Raw genomic sequence first — 25,047 nt, 5'->3', positions numbered from 1 at the left:
GCCTCGGCACGAGCGCGGAGTTGATCGTCGCGGCCGCGCGCGAAGTGGACCGCGGCGCCGGGGTCGCCCTGCTGGCCGACCTCGGCAGCTCGGTCCTCACGGTGAAGGCGCTGCTGCTGGACGAGGAACTGCCGCCGGGCTCCCGCCTGGTGGACGCCCCCTTCCTGGAGGGCGCGGTGGCGGCGCTGGTCGCCGCGTCGGCGGGAGCCCCGCTGCCGGCGGTCGAATCGGCCGCCGGCGAGGCCTACGCGTACCGCAAGGCCTGACCCCGGCCCGAGGGCTCAGCGGCCGCGGAGGGACTCGATTTCGCGACGCTCCCGCTTCGTCGGGCGGCCCGCCCCCCGGTCGCGGATGCCCACCACCGCGGCCTCCACCGGTGTCGGCGGCGGCGGGCTCTTGTCGATGAGGCACTCGGCGGCGACCGGCGCGCCCACCCGCTTCGACACGGGCCGCCGGACCACCACGATCCGCTCGCGCCCCGCGTGGAAGAGCCGCACCTCGTCACCGGCGCGCACCGGCTGCGCCGGCTTCGCGCGTTCCCCGTTGACCTTCACGTGTCCCGCCCGGCAGGCGGTCGCCGCGGTCGAGCGGGTCTTCGTCAGGCGCACGGACCAGATCCACGCGTCCACCCGCACGGTTCCCGTTTCCGTTCCCGTTACCTGTTCAGCCATGCCCCGACTCTAGCGAGAGGGGCGGCGGAAAGCGGAAGGACTTTTGGCAGATGAAACAATGAGCTTGGCATCTGCCATGTGCATCACCCCAACAGAATTGCAAATGCGCCATACCTGCCCCTACCTTGTGGCACATGCAGTCCTACACCATCGGACAGGCGGCACGCCTGCTGGGCGTCAGCCCGGACACCGCGCGCCGCTGGGCCGACGCAGGCCGGGTCGCGACCCATCGCGACGAAGGCGGCCGACGCCTCATCAACGGCCGTGACCTGGCCGCCTTCTCCGTCGAGGTCGGCCAGGGCGCCCACCTCGAGGACGGAGAGCCGTACACCTCGGCGCGCAACGCCTTCCCCGGCATCGTCACGGCCGTCCGGCTGGGCGATGTGGCCGCTCAGGTCGAGATCCAGGCAGGTCCCCACCGCCTCGTCTCCCTGCTCACCCGTGAGGCCGTCGAGGAACTCGGGCTGGAGGTCGGCATGCAGGCCACCGCCCGCGTGAAGTCCACCAGCGTGCACATCGACCGCACCTGACGTCCCCACCCGCTCCGCCCGTCACCGGCGCGGGTCTCCCATCCCGCGGCCCCGGCACACGCCGGCGCCTCAGACCCGACCGAGGAGCTCCGCTCATGTTCCGGACCCCGAACCCCCGCCGCGCCGCTGCCGCCGCGCTGACCGCCGCCCTGCTCGTCCCGCTGGCCGCCTGCGGCAACAGCGGCGACAGCGAGAAGAAGACCGGGGCCGACGCCTCGGCTTCCGCCTCCGCCTCCGCCGAGCCCAAGCCCGCGAACCTCACCGTCCTCGCGGCCTCCTCCCTCACGGACGCGTTCAAGGCGGCGGGCGCCGCGTACGAGAAGTCCCACCCGGGCACGAAGATCACGCTCTCCTTCGCCGGTTCCCAGGAGCTCGCGGCGCAGGTCAAGCAGGGCGCGCCCGCCGACGCCCTGGCCACCGCCGACACGAAGACCATGGACGGCCTGAAGGCCGAGACCGGCGAAGCGAAGGTCATCGCCAAGAACCGCCTGGTCATCGCCACCGGCAAGGGCAACCCCTTCAAGATCGACGACCTGAAGGACCTGGCCGACAGCAAGATCAAGGTCGTCCTCGCCGCGCCCGAGGTTCCCGCCGGCCGGTACAGCAAGGAGATCCTGGACAAGCAGGGCGTCACGGTGACGCCCGTGTCCCAGGAGCCGAACGTCCGCGCCGTGCTGAGCAAGGTCGAGCTGGGCGAGGCCGACGCCGGTCTGGTCTACAAGACCGACTCCGCCAAGTCCGGTGACAAGGTCGTCTCCGTGGAGATCCCGGACGACCAGAACGCAGTGGCCTCCTACCCGGCCGCCACGCTCAAGCAGTCCAAGAACCCCGAGGCCGCGGCCGCTTTCGTGGCCTGGCTGAGCACGCCGGAGGCGCAGAAGATCCTCCAGGACGCGGGCTTCCAGCAGCCGTAGTCCGCGCCTGCGGTGGGATGCGCCGTGAGGGACTGCCCGGTCCGGGGGGACGGGCAGTCCCTCACGGCGTTCGCGCCCCGGCCGCGCGCCGCGCGCCGCCCCACGGGCGGGTGTCCGAGCCGCCGGCGGCCCCGGAAGTCCGCCGCACAAGGGGCACCCGCATACGCTTCCCCCGCAGCCGCCCGCCCGCCACCCCGCACCGCATCGCACCGCCCCCCAGCCTGGAACCGTGATGAGCAGACTCCGCACCCGCACCCGGCCCCCCGTGACCCTGGCGCTCCCCGCGCTGCTCGCCGTCGCGTTCCTGCTGCTGCCGCTGATCGGCATCCTCGCCCGCACCCAGTGGGGCGAGCTCGGCTCCCACCTGACCAGTCCCGGTGTGGAACAGGCCCTCAAGCTCTCGCTGGTCGTGTCCCTCTGGGCGCTCGGCCTCTCGCTGCTCCTCGGCGTGCCGCTCGCCTGGCTGCTGGCCCGCGTGGAGTTCAAGGGCAAGGCCCTGGTCCGCTCGCTGGTGCTGCTGCCGATGGTGCTGCCGCCGACCGTCGGCGGTGTGGCCCTGCTGCTCGGCTTCGGCCGGCGCGGGCTGCTCGGGCCCTGGCTGGAGGACACCTTCGGGTTCACCCTGCCGTTCCACACCTCGGGCGCGGTCGTCGCGGCCACATTCGTGGCCATGCCGTTCCTCGTCATCAGCCTGGAGGGGGCCCTGGGCGGTCTGCGGCAGAGCTACGAGGAGACCGCCGCCTCCCTCGGCGCCTCGCCGGTCCGCGTGTTCTTCACGGTGACGCTGCCCATGGTGGCCCCCGGCCTGGTCGCCGGCGCCGCGCTGACCTGGGCCCGCGCGCTCGGCGAGTTCGGCGCGACCATCACCTTCGCCGGCAACCTGCCCGGCACCACCCAGACCCTGCCGCTCCAGGTGTACCTGCTGCTCCAGGACCAGCCCGAGGCCGCCACCTCCGTCTCGCTGCTGCTCCTCGCCATCGCCATGGCCGTCCTCATCGCCCTGCGCGGCCGCTGGACGGGTACCCCGGTCGCCCACAAGGCCGCCGAGGCGCCGCCGGTGGCCGAGGAGAACCAGGCCGAGGCTGCGGCGACGGACGCGCGGGCGGAGGCGGTCACGAGGGCCACCGCGCCGGACGAAGGCGGCCACTGGCCCCTGCACGCCAGCGTCACCGGCTTCAACCGGCTCACCCTCGACGCCGAGGCCGGCACCACCATCGCCGTCGTCGGCGAGAACGGGGCCGGCAAGACCACCCTGCTGCGCGCCCTGCTCGGCCTGACCCCGCGGGCCCGCGCCGAGCTCAGGCTCGGCGACACCGACGTCACCGCGCTGCCCCCGCACAAGCGGCAGGTGGCCTGGGTCCCGCAGGACGGTGCGCTGTTCCCGCACCTGAGCGCGCTGGCCAACACCGCGTACGGGCTGCGCGCCCGCGGGGTGCCGCGCGCCGGGGCCCGCCGCGAGGCGCAGGCCTGGCTGGACCGGCTCGGCGTCGGGCACCTCGCCCAGCGCAGGCCCGCCCAGCTCTCCGGCGGCCAGGCCCAGCGCGTGGCCCTGGCGCGCGCCCTGGCCCCGCGCCCCCGCCTGCTGCTGCTCGACGAGCCGCTCGCCGCCCTGGACCAGACGACGCGGGCCCACGTCCGGCACACCCTGCGCACGCATCTGGCCGGCTTCGGCGGGGTCTGCCTCATCGTCACGCACGACCCCGTCGAGGCCGTGTCGCTGGCCGACCGGGTCCTCGTACTGGCCGACGGACAGACCCTCCAGGACGCGCCGCCCGCCGAGGTGACCCGGCATCCGCGCTCCCCGTGGGTGGCCCGGATGCTGGGGCGCAACGCCTGGCCGGGTACCGCGTCGGCCGACGGGCTGGCCCTCGCCCCGGGGGGCCGGCTGGTGGTCGCGGAGGCGCTGCCCGAGGGGTCGAGGGCGCTGGCGATCATCGCCCCGGAGGCGGTGTCGGTGCACCGCAGGCAGCCGGACGGCAGCCCCCGCAACGTGTGGCCGGGCACCGTACGGGAGATCACCGCGGTCGGCAGCCGGCTGCGCGTGCTGATCGCCCCGGCCGGGGCGCCCGACCTGGTCGCGGAGATCACCCCGGAGGCGGCGGCCGAGCTGGGCCTCGTCGACGGCGCCGAGGTGTGGGCCAGTGTGAAGGCCACCGAGGTCACCCTCGTACGCCTCTGACGGCCGTTGTCAGACCCTTGCGTTAGCTTGTCGCTCATGGCGAACTTCATACTGGTGGCAGGCGCTTGGCTCGGATCGTGGGCATGGGACGAGGTGGTGCCGCGGCTGCGCGCGGCGGGCCACGGCGCCCATGCCCTGACGCTGTCCGGTCTCGCCGAGAGACGCGGCGAGCCGGCCGGGCAGCAGACGCACGTCCGGGACGTCGTCGGGGAGGTCGAGCGCCTCGATCTGCGCGATGTCGTCCTGGTCGGCCACAGTTACGCGGGCATCCCGGTCGGCCAGGCCGCCGAGCGGATCGGCGACCGGCTGGCCCGGGTGGTCTTCGTCGACTCCGACGTTCCGGCCGACGGGGAGTCGTTCGTCTCCACGTGGTGGGAGGGGCCGGGGAAGCTGGAGGCGGCGATCGCCGCGAACGGTGGCTTCTGGGCCCCGTTGACCGCCTCCGACTTCGACGGCCAGGACCTCGGCGCCGAGCAGATCGCGCGGTTCGTGGACGGCGCCACCCGGCACCCGGGAGCCGCGCTGTCCGAACCGGCCGTGCTGGCCCGCCCGCTGGGCGAGCTGCCGGCCACCTACGTCAAGTGCCTGCTGGACGGGGCCGAGCCGAACGAGGATGTGGCCCGGCTGCTGACCTGCGACAACTGGCACCTGGTCCGCATGGACACCGGCCACTGGCCGATGCTCTCCCGCCCCGCCGAACTCGCGGAGGTCCTGCTGGCCGCGGCCGCCTCCTGACCCGGCGGATACGCCCCGGTGCGAGTCAGCCGGGTACGGGCACCGGGGCGGCAGTGGTGGTAGGGGTAGCGGTGGCAGTGGCGGCCGTGAATTCGCACCACACGCACTTGCCGCCGCCCCGCGGTTCCACGCCCCAGGCGTCCGAGAGCCGGTCCACGAGCATCAGGCCGCGGCCCGACACCGCCCAGTCGCCCGCCTCGCGCGGCCTGGGCAGGGCGCTGCTGGAGTCCTCGACCTCGATGCGGATCCGCCCGTCCGCCGTCAACCGCATGCTGACCTGGCCGCCGCCCTCCGTGTGGACCAGGGCGTTGGTCATGAGCTCGTCCGCCGCCAGTTCGATCTCGTCGGCCCGGTCCCGCGCGCCCCAGGCCGCCACTGCCGCCCGGATCAGGTGGCGGGCCATCGCCGGGGCGTCCGGGTCACCGGGTTCCAGCCGGTGGCGCAGCGGGCCGCCGCCGCGCGCGGCGGGCGTACCGCGGCGGCGCAGCACCAGCAGGGCCATGTCGTCCCCGCCGCCCGAGTCGCCGACCAGGTCGCACAGCTCGTCGGCGAGTTCCTGTACGTCGACCGGGCCGCGGCGGACGGCGTCGACGAGGTCCCTCATGCCGCTGTCGGAATCCGCGCCGGGCCGTTCGATCAGGCCGTCCGTGCACAGCAGCAGGGTGTCGCCGGGATGCAGTTCGAGGCTGGTGACCGGATAGCCGGTGCCGCTGCCCCCACCGGACGGCTCGCGGGCCGGCAGCCCCAGCGGGAGGCCGCCCGCCACCTGGACCCGGTGGACGCTGCCGTCACCGCGCCGCACGATCGGGTCGAGGTGGCCGGCGCGCACCAGGCACAGCATTCCGGTGGTGAGGTCCACCTCGGCGTACGTGCAGGTGGCGAACCGTTCCGTCTCCAGCTCGCGCAGGAAGCCCGAAGCCCGCGCCATCGCCGCGCCGGGGGTGTGCCCCTCGGCCACGTACGCGCGCAGCGCTATGCGCAGCTGCCCCATGACGGCAGCCGCGTCCGTGTCGTGCCCCTCCACGTCCCCGATCATCACCCCGACCCGGCCCTCGCCGAGCGGGATCACGTCGTACCAGTCGCCGCCGACGTCCCGCCCCATCCGGGCGGACCGGTACCGCACGGCGATCAGCGCCCCCTGCACCTCGGGGATCCGGCGCGGCAGCATGGCCCGCTGGAGGCCCTCCGCCAGGTCGTGCTCCTGCTCGAAGAGGATGGCGCGCTGGAGGCTCTGCGCGATGCCGCTGCCGAGCGCCATCAGCAGGTTCCGCTCCTCGGCGGTGAAATCCCCGTCCCGGGTGTAGAGCAGCCCGAGGGCGCCGATGGGCCGTCCCTGGGCGATCAGCGGCAGGTAGACACCGCTGTGCACGGACAGCGGCTCGATGTACGGCCACAGCTCCGGGTAGCGCGCCTGGAACTCCTCGCGCGCCGCGAGGAAGACCGGCTGCATGGTGCGTACGGCCTCGCTCATCGGGAACCGGGCGTCGATGCGTGTGTACTCGATCTCGGGCACGTACGAGCCCAGCTGCCCCTCCGCCACCAGGTGGATGCGGCCGCCGTCGACCACGCCCAGCATCACGCTGACCGCGCCGAGGTGCCCGAGGGCCTGCGGGTCCTTGAGGATGTCGGTCACGTCGTTGACGGTGCGGGCGTGGGCGAGGATGGCCGTGGTCCGCTCGACGACCCCGGTCATCCGCCGCCGCCCCTCGGCCTGCTCCCCGGCGGCCCCGTCCGCCCCGGACTCGCCCGGGTCGTGGGCGGCGTCGCGGAGGATCCCGATGACGCGGTACGGGCGGCCGTGCGGGTCCCGCAGGATGTGGCCCTGGATGTGGGTCCAGGCGGGCGTCCCGTCCCGGCGGTGGCTGCGGACGTACGCGCCGTAGTGGCTGCGGCCGTCCTTGAGCGCCTGCGCGACCCGGGCGTCGAGCCGGGCCGCCTCGGGGGGCGCGAGACGGGCCCGCAGCCCCTCGGGGGTGCCGGTGAACTCCTCCGGGCGCAGGTCGAGGACCTCGAGGGCGGTCGGGTCCAGGTGCAGCCGGCCGCTGTCGAGGTCCCAGTCGAAGGTGCCCATGCGGTTGAGCGCCAGGCTCGTGTCCGGCCGCGCGGGCCAGTCGACCTCGGGGTTCCTTGCCCTCTGGGCCATGCAGCCAGGGTCTCACTCCAGCCCGCCGGTGTCCCTGCGGGACGGAGGACCCGGGGACAAAGGACCAAAGTCCCGGCCTGTCGGGACCTTTCCCGAATGTCAGGCTTATACGATTCCGCGAAGATCAAACCATTCTTGATCGTCTTCTGTGGTGTCAACAGCCGTCCGGCACAGGTCTGTTGATGCCCATGGCTGTGTGGGGTGTGGCTTGTCGCGAGCGTCGAACAGGACCGGAGAGCCGGCCGAGGGCGGGGACGCGAGGCCCGGGCGGATACCCGCCGTGGCCGACGCCTCCCAGGGTGTGGTGGTCCGGCCCTACCGGGACCCCCTCGTCCTCGGCCCGCTGTTCCGGGACGAGGAGCCGGAGCACGACCGTGGCGTCCGTGACGGCCCCCGCACGCTGTGGCTGCCGGCCGCCGGCGGCGCGACACCGCGGCCGGTGAACCCGACCCCGCCCTGCACCCCGAACGCCCCCGCGGATCCGGCGCCCACCACTGCCCCCCTCACCGGCCCCGGGCCCTCCGATCCCGGGCCCATCGGCTCCGCACCCACCGGCCCCGCACCCGCCGGACCCGGGCCCATCGGTTCCGCACCCACCGGCCCCGGGCCCTTCGCTTCCGCACCCACCGGCCCCGGGCCCTTCGCTTCCGCACCCGCCGGACCGGCACCCGCCGGCCCCGGGCCCATCGGTTCCGCACCCGGCCCCGGGCCCATCGGTTCCGCACCCGCCAGACCGGCAGCCGGCGGACCGGTGCCCGCCGGTTCTGGGACCGCCGCGCGGGCGGGCGTCCGGCGGACCTTGCCGCCCGTTCTCGATCCGAAGCTCGTGGAACGGCCCGCCCGGGCCTGTTCCGGCTGGTGGGCGCTGCTCGTCGTGGGGCTGGCCGGGACCGGCGCCGCCGTGCTGGCCCGGTACACGGACCCCCGCCTCCACCGCCCCCTCCCCCGCACCCCCGCCGAGGCCTGGCCCCTCGCCGCGCTCGCCGCCTGCGCCCTCCTCGCCCTCGCCGCGGTCGCCGGGCTGCGCCGTGGCCGCGCCGGCCACGCCTGGGCCCTGACCCTCTTCGGCCGCTACCGCGGCACGATCCGCCGTACCGGACTGATCTGGTCCAGCCCGCTGCCCCGGCACGCCCGGGTCGACGTGCGGCTACGGCACTGGCGCAGCGAGCCGCTCCCCGTCGTCGACGCCGAAGGCACCGCCCTGCGGGCCGTCGTCCTCGTCGTGTGGCGGGTCAAGGACACCGCCCGGGCCCTGCTGTCCGTCGAGGACCACGCCGTCTACCTGCGCGGACAGGTGGAATCCGTGACGGCCCGGGTGCTCTCCCGTATGCCGGCCGACTCCTTCCGGCCACCGGGCGCAGCGGAGCCGGCAACCCTGCGCGACACCGAGGCCGTCGGCGACGAGCTGACCGCCCTCCTCACCTCCGAATGCCGGGCCGTCGGCATCGAGGTGTTCTCCGCGCGGCCGCTGCACGTCGAGTACGCCCCCGAGGTCGCCGCCGCGATGCAGCGCCGCCGGATCGCGGCCATCGACGCGCGCCACCGCGACTCCGTCCTGACCTCCGTCATCGACGCGGTCGACGACACCGTCCACCGGATGTCCGACCGCGGCCTGGTGAGTCTGGACGACTACGAACGGAAGGCCCTGGTCAAGGACTTGACCGTGGCCTTCTACACGGCGCGCGGCCCTGCCGCCGACGCCCGCTGAACCAGCCCCGAGAAGAACCCCCATCGGAGAGGAACCACGCATGCACATGCCCGAGTTCACCGAGGACATACCCGACAGCTGCGACTGCTCCGGCTGCGCCCGCGGCGCCACGGCGCTCACCGCCTCGGCCGGCCGCCGCCGCTGCACCGTGCGCGGAGCCGTGGTCGCGGCCGTCGGCGCCACCCTGCTGCTGGGCGCCGCGGCGGGCACGGCATCGGCCGAGCCGGCCCCCTCGAAGGCCGGCTGGGACGGGTCGAAGTACTGGTACAAGGACGAGACCGGCTGGTGGCGCTGGACCTCCCACTACGACAAGTACGCCTCCAAAACGGGCCAGTCGGGGCGCAGTGCCGCGCCGGAGCAGGGCAGGGCGTCCACCGGACGCACCTCCGAGCCCACCTTCCGCGGACGCGCGGGCTGGGACGCCACGGACCGCGTGTACTGGTACCAGGACGGGGCGGGCCGGTGGCGCTGGACCAGCCACCAGGACAAGTACGAGCGCTTCGCGGGCGGTTCGGCCGACTCGGGTTCGCGCGGTTCCGGCTCGCCGGCCCCCTCCGGATCGGGCTCCGGCAGGTCAGGGACCCCGCTGCGCCAGGGCACCGAGGGCGCCATCGCGTTCGCCGAGAGCCACCTCGGCGACCCGTACGTGTGGGGCGGCAACGGCCCGCACGGCTGGGACTGCTCGGGCCTGGTCCAGGCCGCCTACCGCAGTGCCGGGATCTCCCTCCCCCGGGTCGCCGACGACCAGTACCGGGCCACCACCCCCATCTCCCGTTCCGAACTGCGCCGCGGCGACCTGGTCTTCTGGAGCTCGAACGGCTCGGCCTCCGGCATCCACCACGTCGCGCTCTACCTCGGCGACGGCCAGTACCTGGAGGCCCCGCGCCCCGGCAGGAACGTCCGGATCTCCAGCTTCAGCGCCTACAACCCGAACATGTACGGCCGGGTCCGCTAGCGCCCTGACCGGAGCTCCGGTCAGGGCGCGCCGGGGCCGCGCGCCGGATCCGATACTTAAGTACGACGGCCGGACGACCAACGGCCGATCCGGCGCCGGGCGCGGCCCTCCTACCCTCGGGGCATGACCTCTTCCTCCCGCCCCAAGTCCCCCGTGGCCGCCGTGTCCGGCCTGCTCTGCTTCGTCCTCGTCGTCGGCGGCGCGAGCGGGCTCCTGCACGAGTGGTTCGGCTGGATCCGCTTCATGGGCTTCGTCCGCTTCCTCGCCCCCGAGGGCTACGAGGTCTTCAGCTACGCCGTCATGGTCGTACTCGGCCTCGCCGTGGGCGTGGCGGGCGACGCGTTGTCCCGGCGCCGGAGTACGGGGTGACCCCGGGTCAGGGCACCCGGAACGTGCGGCACCTCACTCCCCCGCGCGGGGGAGTGAGGTGCCGTTCTTCGGTCCGCCTACAGGGCGCCGGTGCCGGGGGCGCCGGCGGGCGGAGCGGGTGGTGACGGCGGAGGCGGCGGGGGCGGAGGCGGTGGCGGAGGCGGTGGCTCCGTGGTCACCACCGGCGGCGGAGGAGGCGGAGGCGGAGGCGGCGGGGGCGGGGGCGGAGGCGGTGCCGCCGTGGTCGGCGCCGGCGGCTTCACCGGAGCGGGGGGCGTGGGCGAGGGCGAAGGCGGGACCACCCTGGCCTTGGTCTCCGAGGGCGACGCCGACGGCGGTTCCGGGGACTTGGAAGGCGTCTCGGACGGCGTGGTCAGCTCCCGCAGCTTCGGCGTCTCCGTCGCGGTCGGGGTCTCCTTCGGGGTCTCGGTCGCGGTCGGGGTCTCCTTCGGGGTCGCGGTCGGGGTCTCCGTCGGCGTCTCCGTCGCGGTCGGGGTCTCCGTCGCGGTCGGGGTCTCCGTCGGCGTCTCCGTCGGGGTCGCAGTCGCAGTCGCAGTCGCAGTCGCAGTCGCAGTCTCCGTCGGCGTCCCGGTAGGCGTCCCGGTAGGCGTCCTCACCTCCCGCGGGGTCCGCGTCTCCGTCGCCGTCGGGGTCGGCCAGGTCGTGTTGAACGTCGGCGTCGGGAACACCGGCGGCGGCACCGGCCTGTCGTTCTTGCCGTGGTGGTCGCCGCGGGGCCGCTCGTACCAGTGCCGGTTGTGGTAGTCGTAGATCACGAACTTGTTCACGATCGTCACCGCAGGCGCGATGACCACCACGCGCGACGGCTGGTACGAGTTCCACGTCTGCCCGAACCGCTTGGGGTTGGCCTTGAGCGCCACCGGCGGCCCCAGCGGGTTCCCGCAGGCGCAGCGCACGCGCGGCACGCCCCGGTCGTCCACGAGCACCGCCGTCCCGGCCTGGAGCACGGCCTGGTAGGCGGTGAGCCGGCCGTTCTGGTAGCCGTGGTTCGTGACCCGGGTGTCCATCCGCAACTGCACCGGGGTGAGCGAGCGGAGGTAGCTCGGGACGGCGGCCGGCTGGATGCCCTGGGCCTGGGCGAAGGCTGCGTTCTTGGCGGGCTCCGCGGACAGCGCCCTGATCTGCTTCTCGACGTCGCAGGCGGGGACGTTCCGCGTGCCCGCGTAGACGCCGGGCGAGGATCCGCTGACGCTCCGGGTGCCCGTCGGCGCGGCGGCGGTCGCGGTGGGGGCGGTCGTCGGCTTGGTGCCCGTGGTGGCGGACGGAGCCGGGCTATCCGGCAGCGGCTTGGCCTGCTCCGCGGCCGTGGACTCGGTGAAGGGGTCCGGGCCGGAGGCGGCCACCGGCTGGAGGAACACCTCGCCACCGGCATTGTCCGTGCCGCTGGGCCGGGTCAGCACCACGGCCAGGGCAACGGCCGCCGCCACCGCCACGAGAGCGGTGGCGAGCCGGGGTACGGATCGCCACCACGGGCCGCCGGCCGGAGTGCCCGGCCCACCGGGACCGCCCGGCGGCGCGGGCGGTGGCGGCGGTACGGGTGGCCCTTGGCGCCCGCCCGAGAGCGGGCCCGAAGGCGGCCCGGTGGGGCGCTCCGACGACGGCGGCTGGGGCCGCGGGCGGTCTGGTTGAGTGCTCATGGGCTCTTCTTCCAGGCGCAGAAAGTCCCCTTGCGGACCATTGTGTGCGCCGTCCGAGTGGTGCCCGCAACCCGAGGCTGCCTACGCTGAACGGGTGATCCCAACGCCGAAAGCATGGCGGGACGCCCTCGTGGCGGTCGTGGCCGGCTTCCTGGTCATGACCGCGGTCGCCGCGGCCGGACTCGCGTGCGCCGGTGCGGGCGAACTGCCCGGCGGTGCCTTCCCGCACGTGGTCGCGGCCGTCGTCGTGATGGCGGCGGGCGGCTCGGTCGAGCTGTCGGGCGGCGCCGGCTTCCTGGCGGGGGCGGATGCGAGCCTGTCCGTACTCCCGCTCTCCGTGAGCCTGGCCGGCGCCCTCACCGCCGGGTACTTCTTCCTGCGCCCCCTGCACAACCGGGCGGTCGCCCGGCCCCGCGAACTGCTGTCCCGCGCCGCCCCGTTGGTCCTGCTCTGGCTCGCCGCACTCACCGGAGCCGCGCTCCTCTCCCGCCAGACCTTCGGCATCTCCACCGACGACTCCCCCCTCGGACGGCTCGGCGAACTCCTCGACTCCGCGCCCACGGTGGGCTTCCGTGCCGATCTGCCCGCCACCCTGCTCTTCGGACTGCTGTGGATCCTGGGCCTGTTGCTCATCGCGCTGCTGGTCTCCCGCCGTGCGCCGCTCCCGGCCCGCCTGGTCCGCTTCCACACGGCCGTGCGCCCGGCGGCCTTCGCCACGACCCTGCTGCTGCTCACGTACGTCGTCCTCGCCCTCGGCATCGGCCTGGTGGTGGCGGCGACCCAGGGCCACGGCGCCCGCACCCTGGCGGTGCTCCTGCTGGGGCTGCCGAACCTCGCCTGGCTCGCGCTGACCCTCGGTTTCGGCGGCGCCTGGGAGGGCAGGGTCGACGGCCCCTTCGGGCTGCCGATGCCTCAGCCCCTGGACGAGGTCCTGCGCGGCCCCGACCTGTCCACGGTCGACGTGGCCTCGCTGGCCCGGCAGGACTCCCGGGCGTGGTGGCTGGTGGTCGTGGCCGTCGTCCTGCTGCTCGCCGCGGGCGTACTGGCCGCCGTACGCTCCCCCGCCCACGTCCGCCCCTGGCAGCACGCGCTGCACCTCGGCGTGGCCCTGGCCCTGGCAACCCTGACGGTATGTCTGCTGGTCAGGATCCAGGCGCAGTTCGGGCTGACCCTGCTGGGCATCGGCGACGTGGACGCCTTCGGCGGCACGGTGCGGCTCACGTCCGTGCTGTGGCGCACGGTCGGGCTCGCCCTCCTGTGGGGCGCGGTGGCCGGGTTCCTGGGCGCCCTCCTGGCCCGCCCCCTCCACCGCGGCGGCAGCGTCGACGGGCCCGCCGCCTGAGGTTCGGATGCCTGAGGTTCGGACCGGCTTCCTCACCCGTCCCCGCCCGCGCTCCCGTTCCCCGGTGAGTCGACGATCCGCGTGGGCTCGTGCGAGGCCTCTCCCGCCTTCCGTTCCGGCGCCTTCCGTTCCGGCGCCACGTCAAGTTGGGCGGCGACCGGGTCGGCCGGCGGAGGCGGGTTCCCCCGTACGTCGACGGTCCCGTCCGCGCTGGCCCGCGTCGGCGTCGGCGGCGGCTGCGGGGGCTGCGGGGCCCCCGGTCCCGCGGCGACCGCGTAGGTGGCAAGGCGGGTCCCGTCGCCGTACATCCAGCGGCCCACCGCTTCGTCGTAGACCCAGACGGACTCCCCGTCGATCACGATCCCGGCCCGCAGGTCCCGTAGCGAGCGGACGAACCCCTCTCTGTCGACCCGTCGCGCGGCGAGGTCGCCGACGGCCTGCCGGTAGCGCTCCAGCGCGGCGGCGGTCCGGTCGAGGTGCGGCCGCGGGTCCTCGGCGCGGGCCGGCGCCGGTCCCCCGGCGGTGGGCGGCGGCTGAGGCATGGCGATCAGGAGCCGCCCGTCGACCCAGGCGGACCATCCGTTGGCGCACAGGATCTCCCCCCACTCGCCGTTCCGGGACAGCAGCTGGACGGGCAGGAAGGGGTCCAGGGGTGCGGTGGGCCGGGTCACGTCCGGGGACTCCCAGGCGGACATGCCCTCCTGCGGGACGACGTGGGTGGGGTGGAAGTCGGCGACACCGGGCGGGAAGCTCATCGCCTCGGCTGCTTCCGCATGACGGCCGGTTCGTAGCGGCGCAGCAGCCGGGACACCAGTACGCCGTAGAGGCCGGCGAGGAGGGCCAGCCTGACGACGTTGAACACCCACACGCCGGCCTCGTGGTCGAACAACGGGTCCTGGGTGAGCTTGCCGGGCACGATGGCGCCCAGGTCGATGGTGCCGGCCATGGCTCCCATGGCCCATCGGGAGGGCACGAACCAGGCCAGCTGTTCGATGACCAGGACGCCGTTGAGTTTCAGCAGGGTGCCGCAGAAGACGATGTTCACCATGACGAGGAGGACCAGCAGCGGCATGGTGACCTCCTCCTTGCGGACCAGGGCGGAGATCAGCAGGCCGAGCATCATCGCGGTGAAGGACAGCAGGGCGACGACGAGGGTGATCTCGACGAGCGGTGGCATGAGGACGCCCTTGCCGCCGGGGGCGTTGAGCTTCACTCCGGCGAGGCCGACCAGGGTGAGGACGACGGCCTGGACCACCGTGACCGCGCCGAGCACCACCACCTTGGACATCAGGTAGGCGGAGCGGGACAGGCCGACGGCGCGTTCGCGCTGGTAGATGACGCGTTCCTTGACGAGTTCGCGCACCGCGTTGGCGGCGCCGGTCAGCACACCGCCGTTGCACAGGATGAACAGGGCGTTGAGCGCCGTCTCGGCGGTGAGGGAGCTGCCGGCCAGGGCGCGGGCCATGGCCCCCATGATGAACGGCAGGACGACCATGATGACGAGGAACGTCCGGTCGGTGCTGAGCACGGCGGCGTAGCGCCGGATCAGGGTGGAGAGCTGTGAGCCCCAGCTCTGGGCCTTGGGCGGCGGTTTGGCGACGGCTCCGGCCACCCGGTCGGGCTCCTCGGCGACGCGGGGCAGCCGGCCGGTGACGTCGACGTAGCGGCGGTGGGCGGGCGAGGCCCGGTAGGCCCCGGCCCAGTCGCGGTCCTGCTGGGTCTCGAACGCCTCGAAGGCCTCAGGCCACTCGTCGAAGCCGAAGAAGGCGAGGGCCTCGTCGGGCGGGCCGAAGTAGGCGACGCGCCCGCCGGGGGCGAGGAAGAGCAGCCGGTCGCAGACGTCGAGGCTGAGCACGCTGTGGGTGACCACGATGACGGTGCGGCCGTCGTCGGCGAGGCCGCGCAGCATGTGCATGACGGAGCGGTCCATGCCGGGGTCGAGGCCCGAGGTGGGTTCGTCGAGGAAGAGCAGGGACGGCTTGGTGAGCAGTTCCAGGGCGACGGAGACCCGTTTGCGCTGGCCGCCGGAGAGGCTGTGGATGGGCTGTTCGGCCCGTTGGACGAGGCCGAGTTCGCGGATCACCTCGTCGACCCGGGCCTCGCGCTCGGCCCTGGCGGTGTCCTGCGGGAAGCGCAGTTCGGCGGCGTAGGCGAGGGCGCGGCGGACGGTGAGCTGGGCGTGCAGGATGTCGTCCTGGGGCACGAGGCCGATGCGGCTGCGCAGTTCGGCGTAGTCCCGGTAGAGGTCACGGCCGTCGTAGAGGACGGTGCCTCGGTCGGCGGGGCGCAGGCCGGTGAGCGCGCCGAGCAGGGTGGACTTGCCGGCGCCGCTGGGGCCGACGACGGCGAGCAGGCAGTTGGCGCCGACGGGGAAGGAGACCCCCTCCATGAGGACCTTGCGGCCGCGGTCGACGGCGACGGTGAGGTCCTGGACGTCGAGCGAGACCGAGCCCGTGTCCACGTACTCCTGGAGCTGGTCGCCGACGAGGCAGAAGGCGGAGTGGCCGATGCCGACGATGTCGCCTTCGGCGACGCGGGCGGTCCGGTGGACGCGGGCGCCGTTGAGGTAGGTGCCGTTGTGGCTGTCGAGGTCGGCGATCTCGTAGCCGCCGTCGGCGAGGGCGCGCAGTTCGGCGTGGCGGCGGGAGACGATGAGCTCGTCGATGACGAGGTCGTTCTCGGGGGCGCGGCCGATGCGCACGGTGGTACGGGCGGCCAGCGGGCGGATGCTGCTCGGCTGCCGGAAGGTGCCGGTGAGGGACGGCTTCCAGACCCCCGAGGGCCGGGCCGCGGCGGCGTGGGCCGGCGCGCGGTCGAGGAGGACGGCGCGCGGTCCGTCCTCGGCGCTGCCGAAGCGCAGTTCGCTGCCGGGGCCGACGCTCCAGGCCCGGACGCGGTGGCCGTCGGCCCAGGTGCCGTTGGTGCTGTCCTCGTCCTCGACGGTCCAGTGGTCGCCGTCGGGGCGCAGGAGCGCGTGGTGCCAGGAGACGCGGGGGTCGTCGAGGCAGATCTCGCAGAGGGGGTCCCGGCCGACGTGGTAGGTCCGCGCCGGGCTCATCTCGGTGGAGCCCCCTGCAGTCTCCAGGACGAGTTCGGGCGCGGTCGGCACACCGGGGCGCTGGACCATGAACAGATTTTCCCACGATCCGATCGGACCGGCATAACCGCAGGTCAGGAGGTGCTTATAGGGAATGACAACGGTCCCCGTTGCAGCCTTTGCCGATCGCGGCGAGGTGCGCTTCACTTCACGCGTCGGAACCGAACAAACGGGGGATGCCATGAGCGGGCACGACCACGCGCACGACGGCCACGACCACGGGCACGGCCACGGCGGCCACAGCCACGGCGTGGCGGCGGACGCCGACCGGCGCTGGCTGGCGATCGCCCTCGGCCTGATCGGCGCCTTCATGGCGGTCGAGGTGGTCATCGGCGTCGTCGCCCACTCGCTGGCCCTGATCTCCGACGCCGCCCACATGCTGACCGACGCCGTGTCGATCGTCCTCGCGCTGATCGCGATGCGGCTGGCCGCCCGCCCGGCGCGCGGCGGGTTCACGTACGGCCTCAAGCGAGCGGAGATACTCTCCGCCCAGGCCAACGGCCTGACCCTGCTCCTGCTGGCGGTCTGGCTGGCGTACGAGGCGGTGCGCAGGCTGCTGGATCCGCCCCCGGTGGAGGGCGGGCTGGTCCTGGTGACTGCGCTCGCGGGCATCGTGGTCAATGTGGCGGCGGCCTGGTGCATCTCGAAGGCGAACCGGTCCTCGCTGGCCGTCGAGGGTGCCTACCAGCACATCCTGAACGACCTCTTCGCCTTCATCGGGACCGCCGTCGCCGGTCTGATCGTGCTCACCACCGGGTTCCGGCAGGCCGACTCGATCGCCACGCTCGTGGTGGTGGTGCTGATGGTCAAGGCGGGGTACGGGCTGGTGCGCGAGTCCGGCCGGATCTTCCTGGAGGCCGCCCCGGCCCATGTGGACCCGGACGCGGTGGGCGACCGGCTCGTCGGACACCCGCCGGTGACCGAGGTGCACGACCTGCACATCTGGACCATCACCTCGGGGCAGGCGGCGCTCTCGGCGCACGTGCTGGTGGAGCCGGCGGGTGACTGCCACGCGGTGCGCCGTGACCTGGAGCGGCTGCTGGCCAAGGAGTACGGGATCACGCACACCACCCTCCAGGTGGACCACGTGCAGGACTCCCTGCTGACGGTGGGCCGGGCGGGCGAGGCCGGCGTCCCGGACACGGGCTTCGACCCGCACTGCGCGGACGCGCACGGTCCGGTCCACCACAAGGACCCGCACGACCACTGAGCGAGGACGGCACGACCGCCGGAGCGCCGATCCGCTGACCCGTCCCCGTACGGGGCATAGATGGACCCATGACGAACAAGCGCAGCGCCGGCCTGCTCCTGTTCCGGCGGACCGGCCAGGACGGGGACGGCGGGGTCGAGGTCCTGCTGGGGCACATGGGCGGTCCCCTCTGGGCCGGGCGGGACGAGGGTGGCTGGGCCATCCCGAAGGGCGAGTACGAGCCGGACGAGACCCCGCGCAACGCGGCCCGCCGGGAGTTCACCGAGGAGCTCGGGCTGCCGCCGCCGGACGGCGAGTACCTCGCGCTCGGCGAGGTGCGGCTGAGCAGCGGGAAGCTGGTGACCATCTGGGCGGTGGAGGCGGACCTCGATCCCGCGCTGATGGTGCCGGGGACCTTCACCATGGAGTGGCCGCCGCACTCCGGGACCGTTCAGGAGTTCCCCGAGCTCGACCGGGTGGCCTGGTTCACTCCCCCGACGGCCGAAACCAAGCTGATTCCCTCCCAAATGCCCTTCCTGGAGCGGCTGTTGAGGTTACTGAAGGGTTGACTCGACCTTTACTTGCCAACAATCCCCACCTGCGTGGACATTGCACATATGACGAACGTCGTGCTGGTGGGAACCCTGGACACCAAGGGTGTGGAGTACGGCTGGCTGCGCGAGAGGCTGCTGCGCGCCGGCGTCGAGGTGGTACTGGTCGACACGGGAGTGATGGGCGAGCCCCGGGTGCCCGCCGATGTGCCGCGTGACGCGGTGGCCCGGGCCGCGGGAACGGAACTGTCGGAACTGCGCGCGGCCGCCGACCGGGGCGCGGCCGTGACCACGATGGCGCGGGGCGCAGAGGCGACCCTGTTACGCCTGCACGCCGAGGGCAGGCTGGACGGGGTGCTCGCGATCGGCGGCAGCGGCGGCACCTCCATCGCCACCCGGGCGATGCGCGCCCTGCCGCTGGGCGTACCGAAGCTGATGGTCTCGTCCATGGCGTCCGGGGACGTGGCCCCGTACGTCGGATCCTCGGACATCACGATGATGTACAGCGTCGTGGACATCGCGGGGATCAACAGCATCTCCGCCCCCGTCCTGGGCAACGCGGTGGAGGCGATCGCCGGGATGGCCAGGGCCTTCGCCCGTGCCTCGCTGGAGCTGCGCCGCCCGGCCCGGCTCGGAGCGGGCGACCGCCCGCTGATCGCGGCGAGCATGGCGGGCGTGACCACGATCGGCGTGGACGCCGCCCGCGAGCGCCTGACCGAACTGGGCTACGAGGTGCTCGTCTTCCACGTCAGCGGGACCGGCGGACGCACCCTGGAGACCCTGGCCGGCCAGGGGATCTTCGCGGGGGTCCTCGACCTCACGCTCAGCGAGCTCGCGGACGACCTGTGCGGGGGCATCCTCACCGCCGGCCCCGACCGGCTCAGCGCGGCGGGGCGGGCCGGGGTACCGCAGGTGGTGAGCCTGGGAGCGCTGGACATGGTCAAGTTCGGCCCCCTGGAGACCCTGCCCGAGCGGGCCCGCTACCGGCGGGTCCGCGTCCACAACCCGTCCATCACGGTGATCCGTACGACCGAGGCCGAATGCGCCGAGCTCGGCCGCCGCGTCGCCGCGAAACTCCGTACGGCGACCGGTCCCACGGCGGTCTGCGTCCCACTGCGCGGACTGTCCACGCTCGGCGCGCCGGGCGGGCCCTACCATGACCCCGACGCGGACCTGGCCCTGTTCTCCGCACTGCGCGAGGGCTTGCGGGGCAGCGCCGCACGGCTCTACGACTACGACACCCACATCAACGACCCTGATTTCGGACGGGCGGCCGCCGACCGGCTGCACGCCATGATCGGCGCGGTGTCCGCCGCGGCCTGAGCCCCCGCCGTCACCCCGCACGGTTGGGAACCGGCCGTGGCGGAAACCACGTCCCCAGGGACGCAGTGGCGCCACGGCAGGCAGGGGGGCGGGAACGATGACGAACGCGTGGGCGGTCCCCGGATACACGGAGATCCGCGAGCTGGGCTCGGGCGGCAGCGGCCGCGTGGTGCTCGCCGTCCACGACGGTACGGGCACGGCGGTCGCGGTGAAGTACCTCAGCGACCGGATGCGCGAGGACCCCGCCTTCGTACGGGAGTTCCGGGCCGAGGCCCGCCTGCTGGGCGGGCTGCGGTCCCCGTACGTGGTCGGGCTGTACGAGTACGTGGAGGCGCCCGGCGGCGCGGCCATCGTGATGGAGCTGGTGGACGGCATCTCCCTGCGCGCGCTGCTGAAGCAGGCCGGGCGGGCGGACGCCGAGGCCGCGCTGGTCGTGCTGAAGGGCTCCCTGCTGGGGCTGGCGGCGGCGCACCGGGCGGGCGTCGTCCACCGGGACTACAAGCCGGAGAATGTGCTGGTCGCGGCGGACGGCTCGTCGAAGCTGGTGGACTTCGGGATCGCGGCGGGCCGCGGGACCACGCCCGGCGTCGCCGGGACCCCCGCCTACATGGCGCCCGAGCAGTGGCAGGGCCGGCCGGCCTCGCCCTCGGCCGACGTGTACGCGGCGACGGCGACCTTCTTCGAGTGCCTCACCGGGCGCAAGCCCTTCGACGGGGAGAACTTCGCCGAGCTCGCCGTCCAGCACATCGAGGCGCCGGTGCCGGAGACCGAGGCCCCGGAGCCCGTGCGCCCGCTGATCAGGCGGGGACTGGCCAAGGTGCCCGAGCAGCGGCCGGAGAACGCCGAGGCGTTCGTGGCGGAGCTGGAGCAGGTGGCGCTCGCGGCGTACGGGCCCGAGTGGGAGGAGCGCGGCCAGCGCAAACTGGCGGCGCTCGCCGCGCTGCTGCCGCTGCTGTTCCCCTCCGCGAGCCCGCCCGTGGAGGGCACCACGGCGCTGGCGACCACCACGCTGAGCAGCGGCTCGGGCTGGGCCCCTGGCCGGCGGGGCTGGCTCGCGACGGGGGTGGCCCTGGTGCTGGGGGCGGTTCTGGTACTCACGACGGACGCGATCGGCGGAACCCCCGGCGGGGCCTCGGCGGTGAGCGCGTTCGCCACGACGAGCGCGGCCCCGCCCGGTCCGGGTTCCCTGACGCCTGTTCCCTCCGCGTCCGCTTCGCCCTCCGCATCCCCGTCTCCGTCCCCATCGGCGTCCCCGAGCCCGTCCGCGTCGGCCTCGCCGTCGCCCTCGTACAGCCCGACCACGATGCCGACTCCGACGGTGAGCTGGTCGACGAAGCCGACGCCCACCCCCACTCCGACCCCGACCCCGACGCTGAAGGTCACGAAGGTCGACGTCGCGCTCAAACCCGGCGTCTACCGGGCGGACGCGACCGTCAGCCTCGCCTCCGAGGGCACCGGGACGGTCACGGTCGTCGTGCAGTGGTACCAGGACTGGACGCAGGGCGCGTTCTCGGTGTCCACCGGAACGGAGACCTTCACCGTGCCGGCCGGCTCGTCGGCCTCGAAGGTCCTGAGCCACACCTTCAACCGGAGCGGCGGCTGCTACGGCGGTGTCCGGGTCACCACCAAGCCCGCGGCCGGGAACCAGTCCGCGTCCGACTCCCAGTACCTGCTGCGCTGTCAGGAGCCACCCCGATGAGCGATCCGCGCGCCCCGCAGGACGACGACTACAGCGCCACCGTCCTCGGCAGCCACTGGTTCAGCGGGCCCCCGCAGCCGGCGGACGCCGCTCCCGACCGGGTCGAGGGCTCGGTGCTCCGGTTCGGTCCGGGGGTCACGGCGGCCATGCCCGCGCCGTTCCCCCTGACCGTCGCCGCCCCGCCCGCACGGCGGCGGCGGGGCGCCGGCCTGCGGCGGTACGCGCTCGCCGCGGTGGTGCTGCTGGCGGTCCTCGCCTACCTGGGGTGGCAGCGGTTCGGGCCCGCCCTGGAGGTGCGCGACGTGGTCGTGACCGCCGATCCACAGGGCCCGGCCTGCGATGCGGCGGCGGACGTGGTCGCCGTCGTACGGACCAACGGGCGCCCGGGAACCCTCACCTACCGCTGGCTCCGCAGCGACGGCACGCGGTCCGGGCAGCTGACGGAGCGGGTGCCGAGCGGGCAGCGGGAGGCCCGGCTGCACCTCCTGTGGACCTTCCAGGGCTCGGGGACCTACGCCGCGAAGGCGGAGCTCGAACTGCTGTCGCCGGGTCCGCGCACCGCCGCGGCGGAGTTCACGTACCGCTGTTCCCGCTAGCCGGACCGGCGGGCTGCCGCCCGGGCGGCGCCCGGAGATGACAAAGCCCGTGACCGGACGGCGCCCCACTCGGCCGTTCGGTCCGATGATGGTCCCGAACGGCCGTCCTTACGGCCGGGGAGGCCGTGGCCGTCCGGCCGAAGCGCGGCCGCCACGCTCCCTGGTTGACTCGGCTTGGTGTTGAAGAGGGCTCTGCGGACGACCTCCGGCACCCCTGCGCGCCACGTTCCGGCCGGCGATACACCCCCGCGGAACGTGGCCGTCCCGCCCGACCACAAGTCCGCGCGGGAGGCCCGCAGCCGCTTTGGGGAGTGGCTGCGGGCCGTTTTGCGTCATCCCGTCCCCCGCCGCAACCGGGGGACGGAGCTCAGAACCGGGCGTGGGCCGTGATGTCCGCCTCGAACTCCCCCGTCATCGCCGGGGTCACCGTCGGCCGGCACTGCCGGGCCGCCGCCAGGTAGTCCTGCGTGGTCGCGCCGAGCTGCCCGGCCGCCGCGCCCCGCGCGCCCACCGCCTCCAGGTCCCGCTCGAAGGAGACCTGCGCCGCGATCCGCGCCGCGTGCTCGATGTCGGCCGGAGTGAACAGCTCGGTCGCCGCCACCAGCGCCGCCACGTCCACGTCCGCGCGCCCCGCCGTGTAGCGGGACCAGATCGCGGCGCGGGCCCCGGCGTCCGGGGTGCCGATCGGGATCAGGTAGTCGAAGCGGCCGGGGCGCAGGAAGGCCGGGTCGAGGGAGCGGATGGAGTTGGTCGCGCAGACCAGCAGCCGTTCGTCGCCCTCCCGGAAGCCGGGTATCAGCTTGAGCAGCTCGTTCGTCACCCCGTGGATCCCGCCGGGCTGCGCGGGCTCGGTGCGTACGGGCGCGATCTCCTCGACCTCGTCGATGAAGACGAGCACCCGCTCCAGCTCGGCGATCCGGGCGAAGGCGTCGCGCAGGGCGGCCGCCAGGTTGCCCTCGTCGGCGAGGCGGGAGGGCAGCAGTTCCACGAAGGGCCAGCCGAGGCGCGAGGCGATGGCGCGGGCGAAGGTGGTCTTGCCGGTGCCGGGCGGGCCGAAGAGGGTGATGGCGCGCGGGGGCCGCACCCCGTGGGAGGCGGCGCGTTCGGGCTCGGCGAGCGGCAGCACCACGCGCCGTTCGATGAGGTCCTTCTCCTTCTCCATGCCGGCGACCTTGGTCCACAGGTCGCCCTGCAGGAACCTGCCGCCGAGGTCGGCGAGGAGCCCGGCCGCCGGTCCGTGCAGCGGCTCGGTCTTCTCGAAGTAGGCGACGGCGGGCTGGCGCGTGTAGCCGGCGTTGAGCAGGCCCTCGCCGAGGAGGTCCTCCTCGGGCAGCACGTACGCGATCCGCCCGACGCGGGCGGCGATGAGGCGCCGCTCCAGCTCGACGAGCAGGGCGCTGGCGAGTCCGCGGCCGCGCCAGCCGGAGGCGATCGCGATGCGCATCACCCAGGCCCGCTCGCCGGTGACGCAGGCGAGGGCCGCGCCGATCGGGACGCCCTGGTGGACGGCGACCACGCAGGGCTGCCGGTCGGTCAGGGCGCTGATGCACTCGGCGAGCGAGAAGACGGACTCCTGGCCGAGCTCGGCCGTCGTGTCGATCAGATGCACCACTGCGGCGAGATCGCTCTCGCGGTAGTCGTGGATGAGCCAGTTCACCGGGTACCGCCCCTCGTTCGTGCTCCTGCGGCGAGGCTAGGGGCGGGCGGGCTCGGCGATCACGTTCCGCACTGCACAACACGGGGTCCGGAAACCGTCCGTGTCGTCCATAGACTGGTGTCTTCCGCCCACGCCCCGCCCCGAGGACCAGCGCAGCTTCATGACTTCCGACATATCCGACGGCATACCCGGCTCCCGGCGGCTCCCTCCCGTGTGGCCGGTCCCGGTCCTGTGGACCCTGGCGCTCGGCGTGTGGGGGCTCTCCCGGCAGGACAGCGTGTGGCGTGACGAGGCGGCGACCTGGCAGGTGGCCGGGCGCTCGGCGGGCGAGATCTGGCGCATGCTCGGCAACGTCGACGCCGTGCACGGGCTGTACTACCTGCTGATGCACGGCCTCTTCGAGGTGTTCGGCGCGAGTACCACGACCCTGAGGCTGCCGTCCGTGCTCGCGGTCGCCGCCGCGGCGGCGTGCGTGGCGGTGATCGGGCGGCGCCTGGCGGGGTTCTGGGCGGGGCTCGGAGGCGGGCTGGCCCTCGGGCTGCTGCCGGCCGTGCAGTTCTACCTCCAGGAGGGCCGGCCGTACGCGCTGGTCGCGGCCGGGGCCGGGCTGTCGACGCTGCTGCTGGTGTCCCTCCTCGGGGAGGACCGGCCCGGGCGGCGGGCCTGGCCGCGCTGGACCGCGTACGGGACCACCGTGCTGGTGTGCGCCCTGCTGAACTGGCTGTCGCTGCTGGTCCTGCCCGCCCACGCGGCGACCCTGTGGTGGGTGCGGGCCGGGCGCGGGGTGTGGCTGCGGTGGGCGGCGTACGGCGCGGGCGCGGTGGCGGGGGCGCTGCCGCTGATCCTGTTCAGCCGCACCCAGTCCGACCAGGTGTCGTGGATACCGCCGCTGACCTGGCACATGCTGATCGGCCCGGGGATCCTGTTCGCCATCGGCGGGCTCTGCGCACGGGCGGGGCGCCCGGTAGGGCGGCGGCTGTCCGCGGCCGCCGTCGGGCTGCCGTTGCTGGTGGTTCCGCAGCTGGGGCTGATCGGGATCTCGCTGGTGCAGCCGATGTTCCTCGACCGGTACGTGCTGTTCTCCATGCTGGGTCTGGCGCTGCTGATCGGCGCGGCCCTGGGCGCTGCCGTACGGGCCCTCGCGCCCCGGTTCCCGAGGGCGTCGGGCCTGCTGGTGCCGGGCGTGGTCGGGGTGTCGGTGCTGGCGCTGCTGCCGGTGGAGCTGGGCAAGCGGGCGCCTGCGAGCCGGGTCGACGACGTCCTGTCGGTGGCCGGCGAGGTGACACGGCTGAAGCGGGACGGGGACGCGGTGCTGTTCGTTCCGGCCGCGCGGCGGGACACCGCACTGGTCTCGCCCGGCGCCTTCACGGGCCTGGCGGACGTGGCGCTGGCCGAGACCCCGGTGGCCTCGGCCACCCTCAAGGGCGAGGAGGCGGACCCGGCGCGGATCCGGGCGGCCCTGCTGGCACAGCGGCGGGTGCTGCTGGTGACGGACTCGGCGCAGGTGGCGAAGGCGCCCTCGGCGGCGCGGGACAAGGCGAAGGCGGCGGTGCTGCGGGAGCGGTTCACGGTGGTGGAGGACCGGCAGGTCCGGGGCCGCCGGGTGACGGTCTACGAACGGCGCGGCCCGCAGTAGCGGAGGGCTGGGCCCCCGTCCCGTCCGGATTTCACACCTGGACCACCGGATTCACAGCGGATTCATACGGAATTACGGGCTCCGGGCATAGGTTC

19 protein-coding genes and 2 pseudogenes are annotated in these 25,047 nt (G+C 74.1%); 15 read left to right on the top strand and 6 right to left on the bottom strand.

From position 1 onward, the window contains the following. Positions 1–266: pseudogene (locus ACFTXQ_RS22500) on the top strand (PTS fructose transporter subunit IIA); the annotation flags it as partial. Between the two features lie 15 nt (positions 267–281). On the opposite strand, the gene ACFTXQ_RS22495 reads toward ACFTXQ_RS22500, so the two are convergent. Next, positions 282–671 (bottom strand): RNA-binding S4 domain-containing protein, encoded by a 390-nt coding sequence (locus tag ACFTXQ_RS22495; RefSeq protein ID WP_382643400.1) that lies wholly within the window; start codon positions 669–671, stop codon positions 282–284. A 134-nt stretch (positions 672–805) separates the two neighbouring features. On the opposite strand from ACFTXQ_RS22495, the gene ACFTXQ_RS22490 reads away from it, so the two are divergent. The 4 genes from ACFTXQ_RS22490 (at position 806) to ACFTXQ_RS22475 (ending at position 5,029) form a co-directional block, all read left to right on the top strand. After that, positions 806–1,201, top strand: coding sequence for a molybdopterin-binding protein (locus ACFTXQ_RS22490; RefSeq protein WP_382643398.1), 396 nt, complete (start codon positions 806–808; stop codon positions 1,199–1,201). A 95-nt stretch (positions 1,202–1,296) separates the two neighbouring features. Next, positions 1,297–2,115, top strand: coding sequence for a molybdate ABC transporter substrate-binding protein (modA, locus tag ACFTXQ_RS22485; protein WP_382643396.1), 819 nt, complete (start codon positions 1,297–1,299; stop codon positions 2,113–2,115). 232 nt (positions 2,116–2,347) lie between these two features. Further along, positions 2,348–4,294 (top strand): ABC transporter permease, encoded by a 1,947-nt coding sequence (locus ACFTXQ_RS22480; protein ID WP_382643394.1) that lies wholly within the window; start codon positions 2,348–2,350, stop codon positions 4,292–4,294. Between the two features lie 36 nt (positions 4,295–4,330). Continuing rightward, positions 4,331–5,029: an alpha/beta fold hydrolase gene (locus ACFTXQ_RS22475; RefSeq protein WP_382643392.1), complete on the top strand. Its 699-nt coding sequence runs from the start codon at positions 4,331–4,333 to the stop codon at positions 5,027–5,029. Positions 5,030–5,054: 25 nt separating this feature from the next. Here the strand turns inward: ACFTXQ_RS22475 and ACFTXQ_RS22470 are convergent, their stop codons facing one another. Beyond that, the gene (locus tag ACFTXQ_RS22470; RefSeq protein ID WP_382643390.1) at positions 5,055–7,172 is read right to left on the bottom strand and encodes a SpoIIE family protein phosphatase; all 2,118 of its coding nucleotides are present in this window, start codon (positions 7,170–7,172) and stop codon (positions 5,055–5,057) included. A gap of 280 nt (positions 7,173–7,452) precedes the next feature. Between ACFTXQ_RS22470 and ACFTXQ_RS22465 the strand changes: the two genes are divergently transcribed. The 3 genes from ACFTXQ_RS22465 to ACFTXQ_RS22455 all read left to right on the top strand — a co-directional run bounded on the left by ACFTXQ_RS22465 (position 7,453) and on the right by ACFTXQ_RS22455 (position 10,204). Beyond that, on the top strand, positions 7,453–8,880 hold the full coding sequence (locus ACFTXQ_RS22465) for an SPFH domain-containing protein (RefSeq protein ID WP_382643388.1): 1,428 nt from the start codon (positions 7,453–7,455) through the stop codon (positions 8,878–8,880). Between the two features lie 40 nt (positions 8,881–8,920). After that, positions 8,921–9,835, top strand: coding sequence for a C40 family peptidase (locus tag ACFTXQ_RS22460; protein ID WP_382643386.1), 915 nt, complete (start codon positions 8,921–8,923; stop codon positions 9,833–9,835). Between the two features lie 123 nt (positions 9,836–9,958). After that, positions 9,959–10,204, top strand: a complete 246-nt coding sequence (locus ACFTXQ_RS22455; RefSeq protein ID WP_382643384.1) for a hypothetical protein — start codon at positions 9,959–9,961, stop codon at positions 10,202–10,204. A 401-nt stretch (positions 10,205–10,605) separates the two neighbouring features. Here the strand turns inward: ACFTXQ_RS22455 and ACFTXQ_RS22450 are convergent. Then, a pseudogene (locus ACFTXQ_RS22450) lies at positions 10,606–11,862 on the bottom strand (DUF6777 domain-containing protein); the annotation flags it as partial. Between the two features lie 94 nt (positions 11,863–11,956). Between ACFTXQ_RS22450 and ACFTXQ_RS22445 the strand changes: the two are divergent. Continuing rightward, positions 11,957–13,204 carry a streptophobe family protein gene (locus ACFTXQ_RS22445; protein WP_382643382.1) on the top strand — a complete coding sequence of 416 codons (1,248 nt, stop codon included), beginning with the start codon at positions 11,957–11,959 and terminating at the stop codon, positions 13,202–13,204. 32 nt (positions 13,205–13,236) lie between these two features. On the opposite strand, the gene ACFTXQ_RS22440 is transcribed toward ACFTXQ_RS22445, so the two are convergent. Continuing rightward, positions 13,237–13,959 (bottom strand): hypothetical protein, encoded by a 723-nt coding sequence (locus ACFTXQ_RS22440; RefSeq protein WP_382643380.1) that lies wholly within the window; start codon positions 13,957–13,959, stop codon positions 13,237–13,239. Further along, a complete protein-coding gene (locus tag ACFTXQ_RS22435; RefSeq protein ID WP_382643378.1) occupies positions 13,956–16,331 on the bottom strand; it encodes an FHA domain-containing protein in 2,376 nt (791 codons plus the stop codon). The genes ACFTXQ_RS22440 and ACFTXQ_RS22435 overlap by 4 nt, the downstream gene beginning before the upstream one ends. Positions 16,332–16,482: 151 nt before the next feature. Here ACFTXQ_RS22435 and ACFTXQ_RS22430 point away from each other — a divergent pair, with 151 nt between their 5' ends. The 5 genes from ACFTXQ_RS22430 to ACFTXQ_RS22410 all read left to right on the top strand — a co-directional run bounded on the left by ACFTXQ_RS22430 (position 16,483) and on the right by ACFTXQ_RS22410 (position 21,659). Beyond that, positions 16,483–17,511, top strand: coding sequence for a cation diffusion facilitator family transporter (locus tag ACFTXQ_RS22430; RefSeq protein WP_382643376.1), 1,029 nt, complete (start codon positions 16,483–16,485; stop codon positions 17,509–17,511). A gap of 68 nt (positions 17,512–17,579) precedes the next feature. Then, positions 17,580–18,059 (top strand): NUDIX domain-containing protein, encoded by a 480-nt coding sequence (locus ACFTXQ_RS22425; protein ID WP_382643374.1) that lies wholly within the window; start codon positions 17,580–17,582, stop codon positions 18,057–18,059. 48 nt (positions 18,060–18,107) lie between these two features. Then, positions 18,108–19,364: a Tm-1-like ATP-binding domain-containing protein gene (locus ACFTXQ_RS22420; RefSeq protein ID WP_382643372.1), complete on the top strand. Its 1,257-nt coding sequence runs from the start codon at positions 18,108–18,110 to the stop codon at positions 19,362–19,364. A gap of 97 nt (positions 19,365–19,461) precedes the next feature. Beyond that, the gene (locus ACFTXQ_RS22415; protein ID WP_382643370.1) at positions 19,462–21,063 is read left to right on the top strand and encodes a serine/threonine-protein kinase; all 1,602 of its coding nucleotides are present in this window, start codon (positions 19,462–19,464) and stop codon (positions 21,061–21,063) included. After that, a complete protein-coding gene (locus tag ACFTXQ_RS22410) occupies positions 21,060–21,659 on the top strand; it encodes a hypothetical protein (protein ID WP_382643368.1) in 600 nt (199 codons plus the stop codon). The genes ACFTXQ_RS22415 and ACFTXQ_RS22410 overlap by 4 nt, the downstream gene beginning before the upstream one ends. Positions 21,660–22,026: 367 nt before the next feature. Here ACFTXQ_RS22410 and ACFTXQ_RS22405 read toward each other — a convergent pair whose 3' ends face one another. Continuing rightward, positions 22,027–23,316, bottom strand: a complete 1,290-nt coding sequence (locus ACFTXQ_RS22405) for an ATP-binding protein (protein ID WP_382643366.1) — start codon at positions 23,314–23,316, stop codon at positions 22,027–22,029. A gap of 160 nt (positions 23,317–23,476) precedes the next feature. Here ACFTXQ_RS22405 and ACFTXQ_RS22400 point away from each other — a divergent pair, with 160 nt between their 5' ends. Continuing rightward, the gene (locus ACFTXQ_RS22400; RefSeq protein ID WP_382643364.1) at positions 23,477–24,952 is read left to right on the top strand and encodes a hypothetical protein; all 1,476 of its coding nucleotides are present in this window, start codon (positions 23,477–23,479) and stop codon (positions 24,950–24,952) included. Positions 24,953–25,047: the final 95 nt, after the last annotated feature.

It is taken from the genome of Streptomyces sp. NPDC057010 (assembly GCF_042673805.1).
Classification (GTDB): Bacteria; Actinomycetota; Actinomycetes; order Streptomycetales; family Streptomycetaceae; genus Streptomyces.
The sequence above is the reverse complement of the archived record's forward strand: the minus strand, read 5'-3'. Positions and strand labels throughout refer to the sequence as shown.

Excerpts from the sequence above, each read along its gene's own strand:
- ACFTXQ_RS22495 (WP_382643400.1), bottom strand. The coding sequence starts at position 671 with ATGGCTGAACAGGTAACGGGAACGGAAACGGGAACCGTGCGGGTGGAC.
- ACFTXQ_RS22490 (WP_382643398.1), top strand. The coding sequence starts at position 806 with ATGCAGTCCTACACCATCGGACAGGCGGCACGCCTGCTGGGCGTCAGC.
- modA (WP_382643396.1), top strand. The coding sequence starts at position 1,297 with ATGTTCCGGACCCCGAACCCCCGCCGCGCCGCTGCCGCCGCGCTGACC.
- ACFTXQ_RS22480 (WP_382643394.1), top strand. The coding sequence starts at position 2,348 with ATGAGCAGACTCCGCACCCGCACCCGGCCCCCCGTGACCCTGGCGCTC.
- ACFTXQ_RS22475 (WP_382643392.1), top strand. The coding sequence starts at position 4,331 with ATGGCGAACTTCATACTGGTGGCAGGCGCTTGGCTCGGATCGTGGGCA.
- ACFTXQ_RS22470 (WP_382643390.1), bottom strand. The coding sequence starts at position 7,172 with ATGGCCCAGAGGGCAAGGAACCCCGAGGTCGACTGGCCCGCGCGGCCG.
- ACFTXQ_RS22460 (WP_382643386.1), top strand. The coding sequence starts at position 8,921 with ATGCACATGCCCGAGTTCACCGAGGACATACCCGACAGCTGCGACTGC.
- ACFTXQ_RS22455 (WP_382643384.1), top strand. The coding sequence starts at position 9,959 with ATGACCTCTTCCTCCCGCCCCAAGTCCCCCGTGGCCGCCGTGTCCGGC.
- ACFTXQ_RS22440 (WP_382643380.1), bottom strand. The coding sequence starts at position 13,959 with ATGAGCTTCCCGCCCGGTGTCGCCGACTTCCACCCCACCCACGTCGTC.
- ACFTXQ_RS22435 (WP_382643378.1), bottom strand. The coding sequence starts at position 16,331 with ATGGTCCAGCGCCCCGGTGTGCCGACCGCGCCCGAACTCGTCCTGGAG.
- ACFTXQ_RS22430 (WP_382643376.1), top strand. The coding sequence starts at position 16,483 with ATGAGCGGGCACGACCACGCGCACGACGGCCACGACCACGGGCACGGC.
- ACFTXQ_RS22425 (WP_382643374.1), top strand. The coding sequence starts at position 17,580 with ATGACGAACAAGCGCAGCGCCGGCCTGCTCCTGTTCCGGCGGACCGGC.
- ACFTXQ_RS22420 (WP_382643372.1), top strand. The coding sequence starts at position 18,108 with ATGACGAACGTCGTGCTGGTGGGAACCCTGGACACCAAGGGTGTGGAG.
- ACFTXQ_RS22415 (WP_382643370.1), top strand. The coding sequence starts at position 19,462 with ATGACGAACGCGTGGGCGGTCCCCGGATACACGGAGATCCGCGAGCTG.
- ACFTXQ_RS22410 (WP_382643368.1), top strand. The coding sequence starts at position 21,060 with ATGAGCGATCCGCGCGCCCCGCAGGACGACGACTACAGCGCCACCGTC.
- ACFTXQ_RS22400 (WP_382643364.1), top strand. The coding sequence starts at position 23,477 with ATGACTTCCGACATATCCGACGGCATACCCGGCTCCCGGCGGCTCCCT.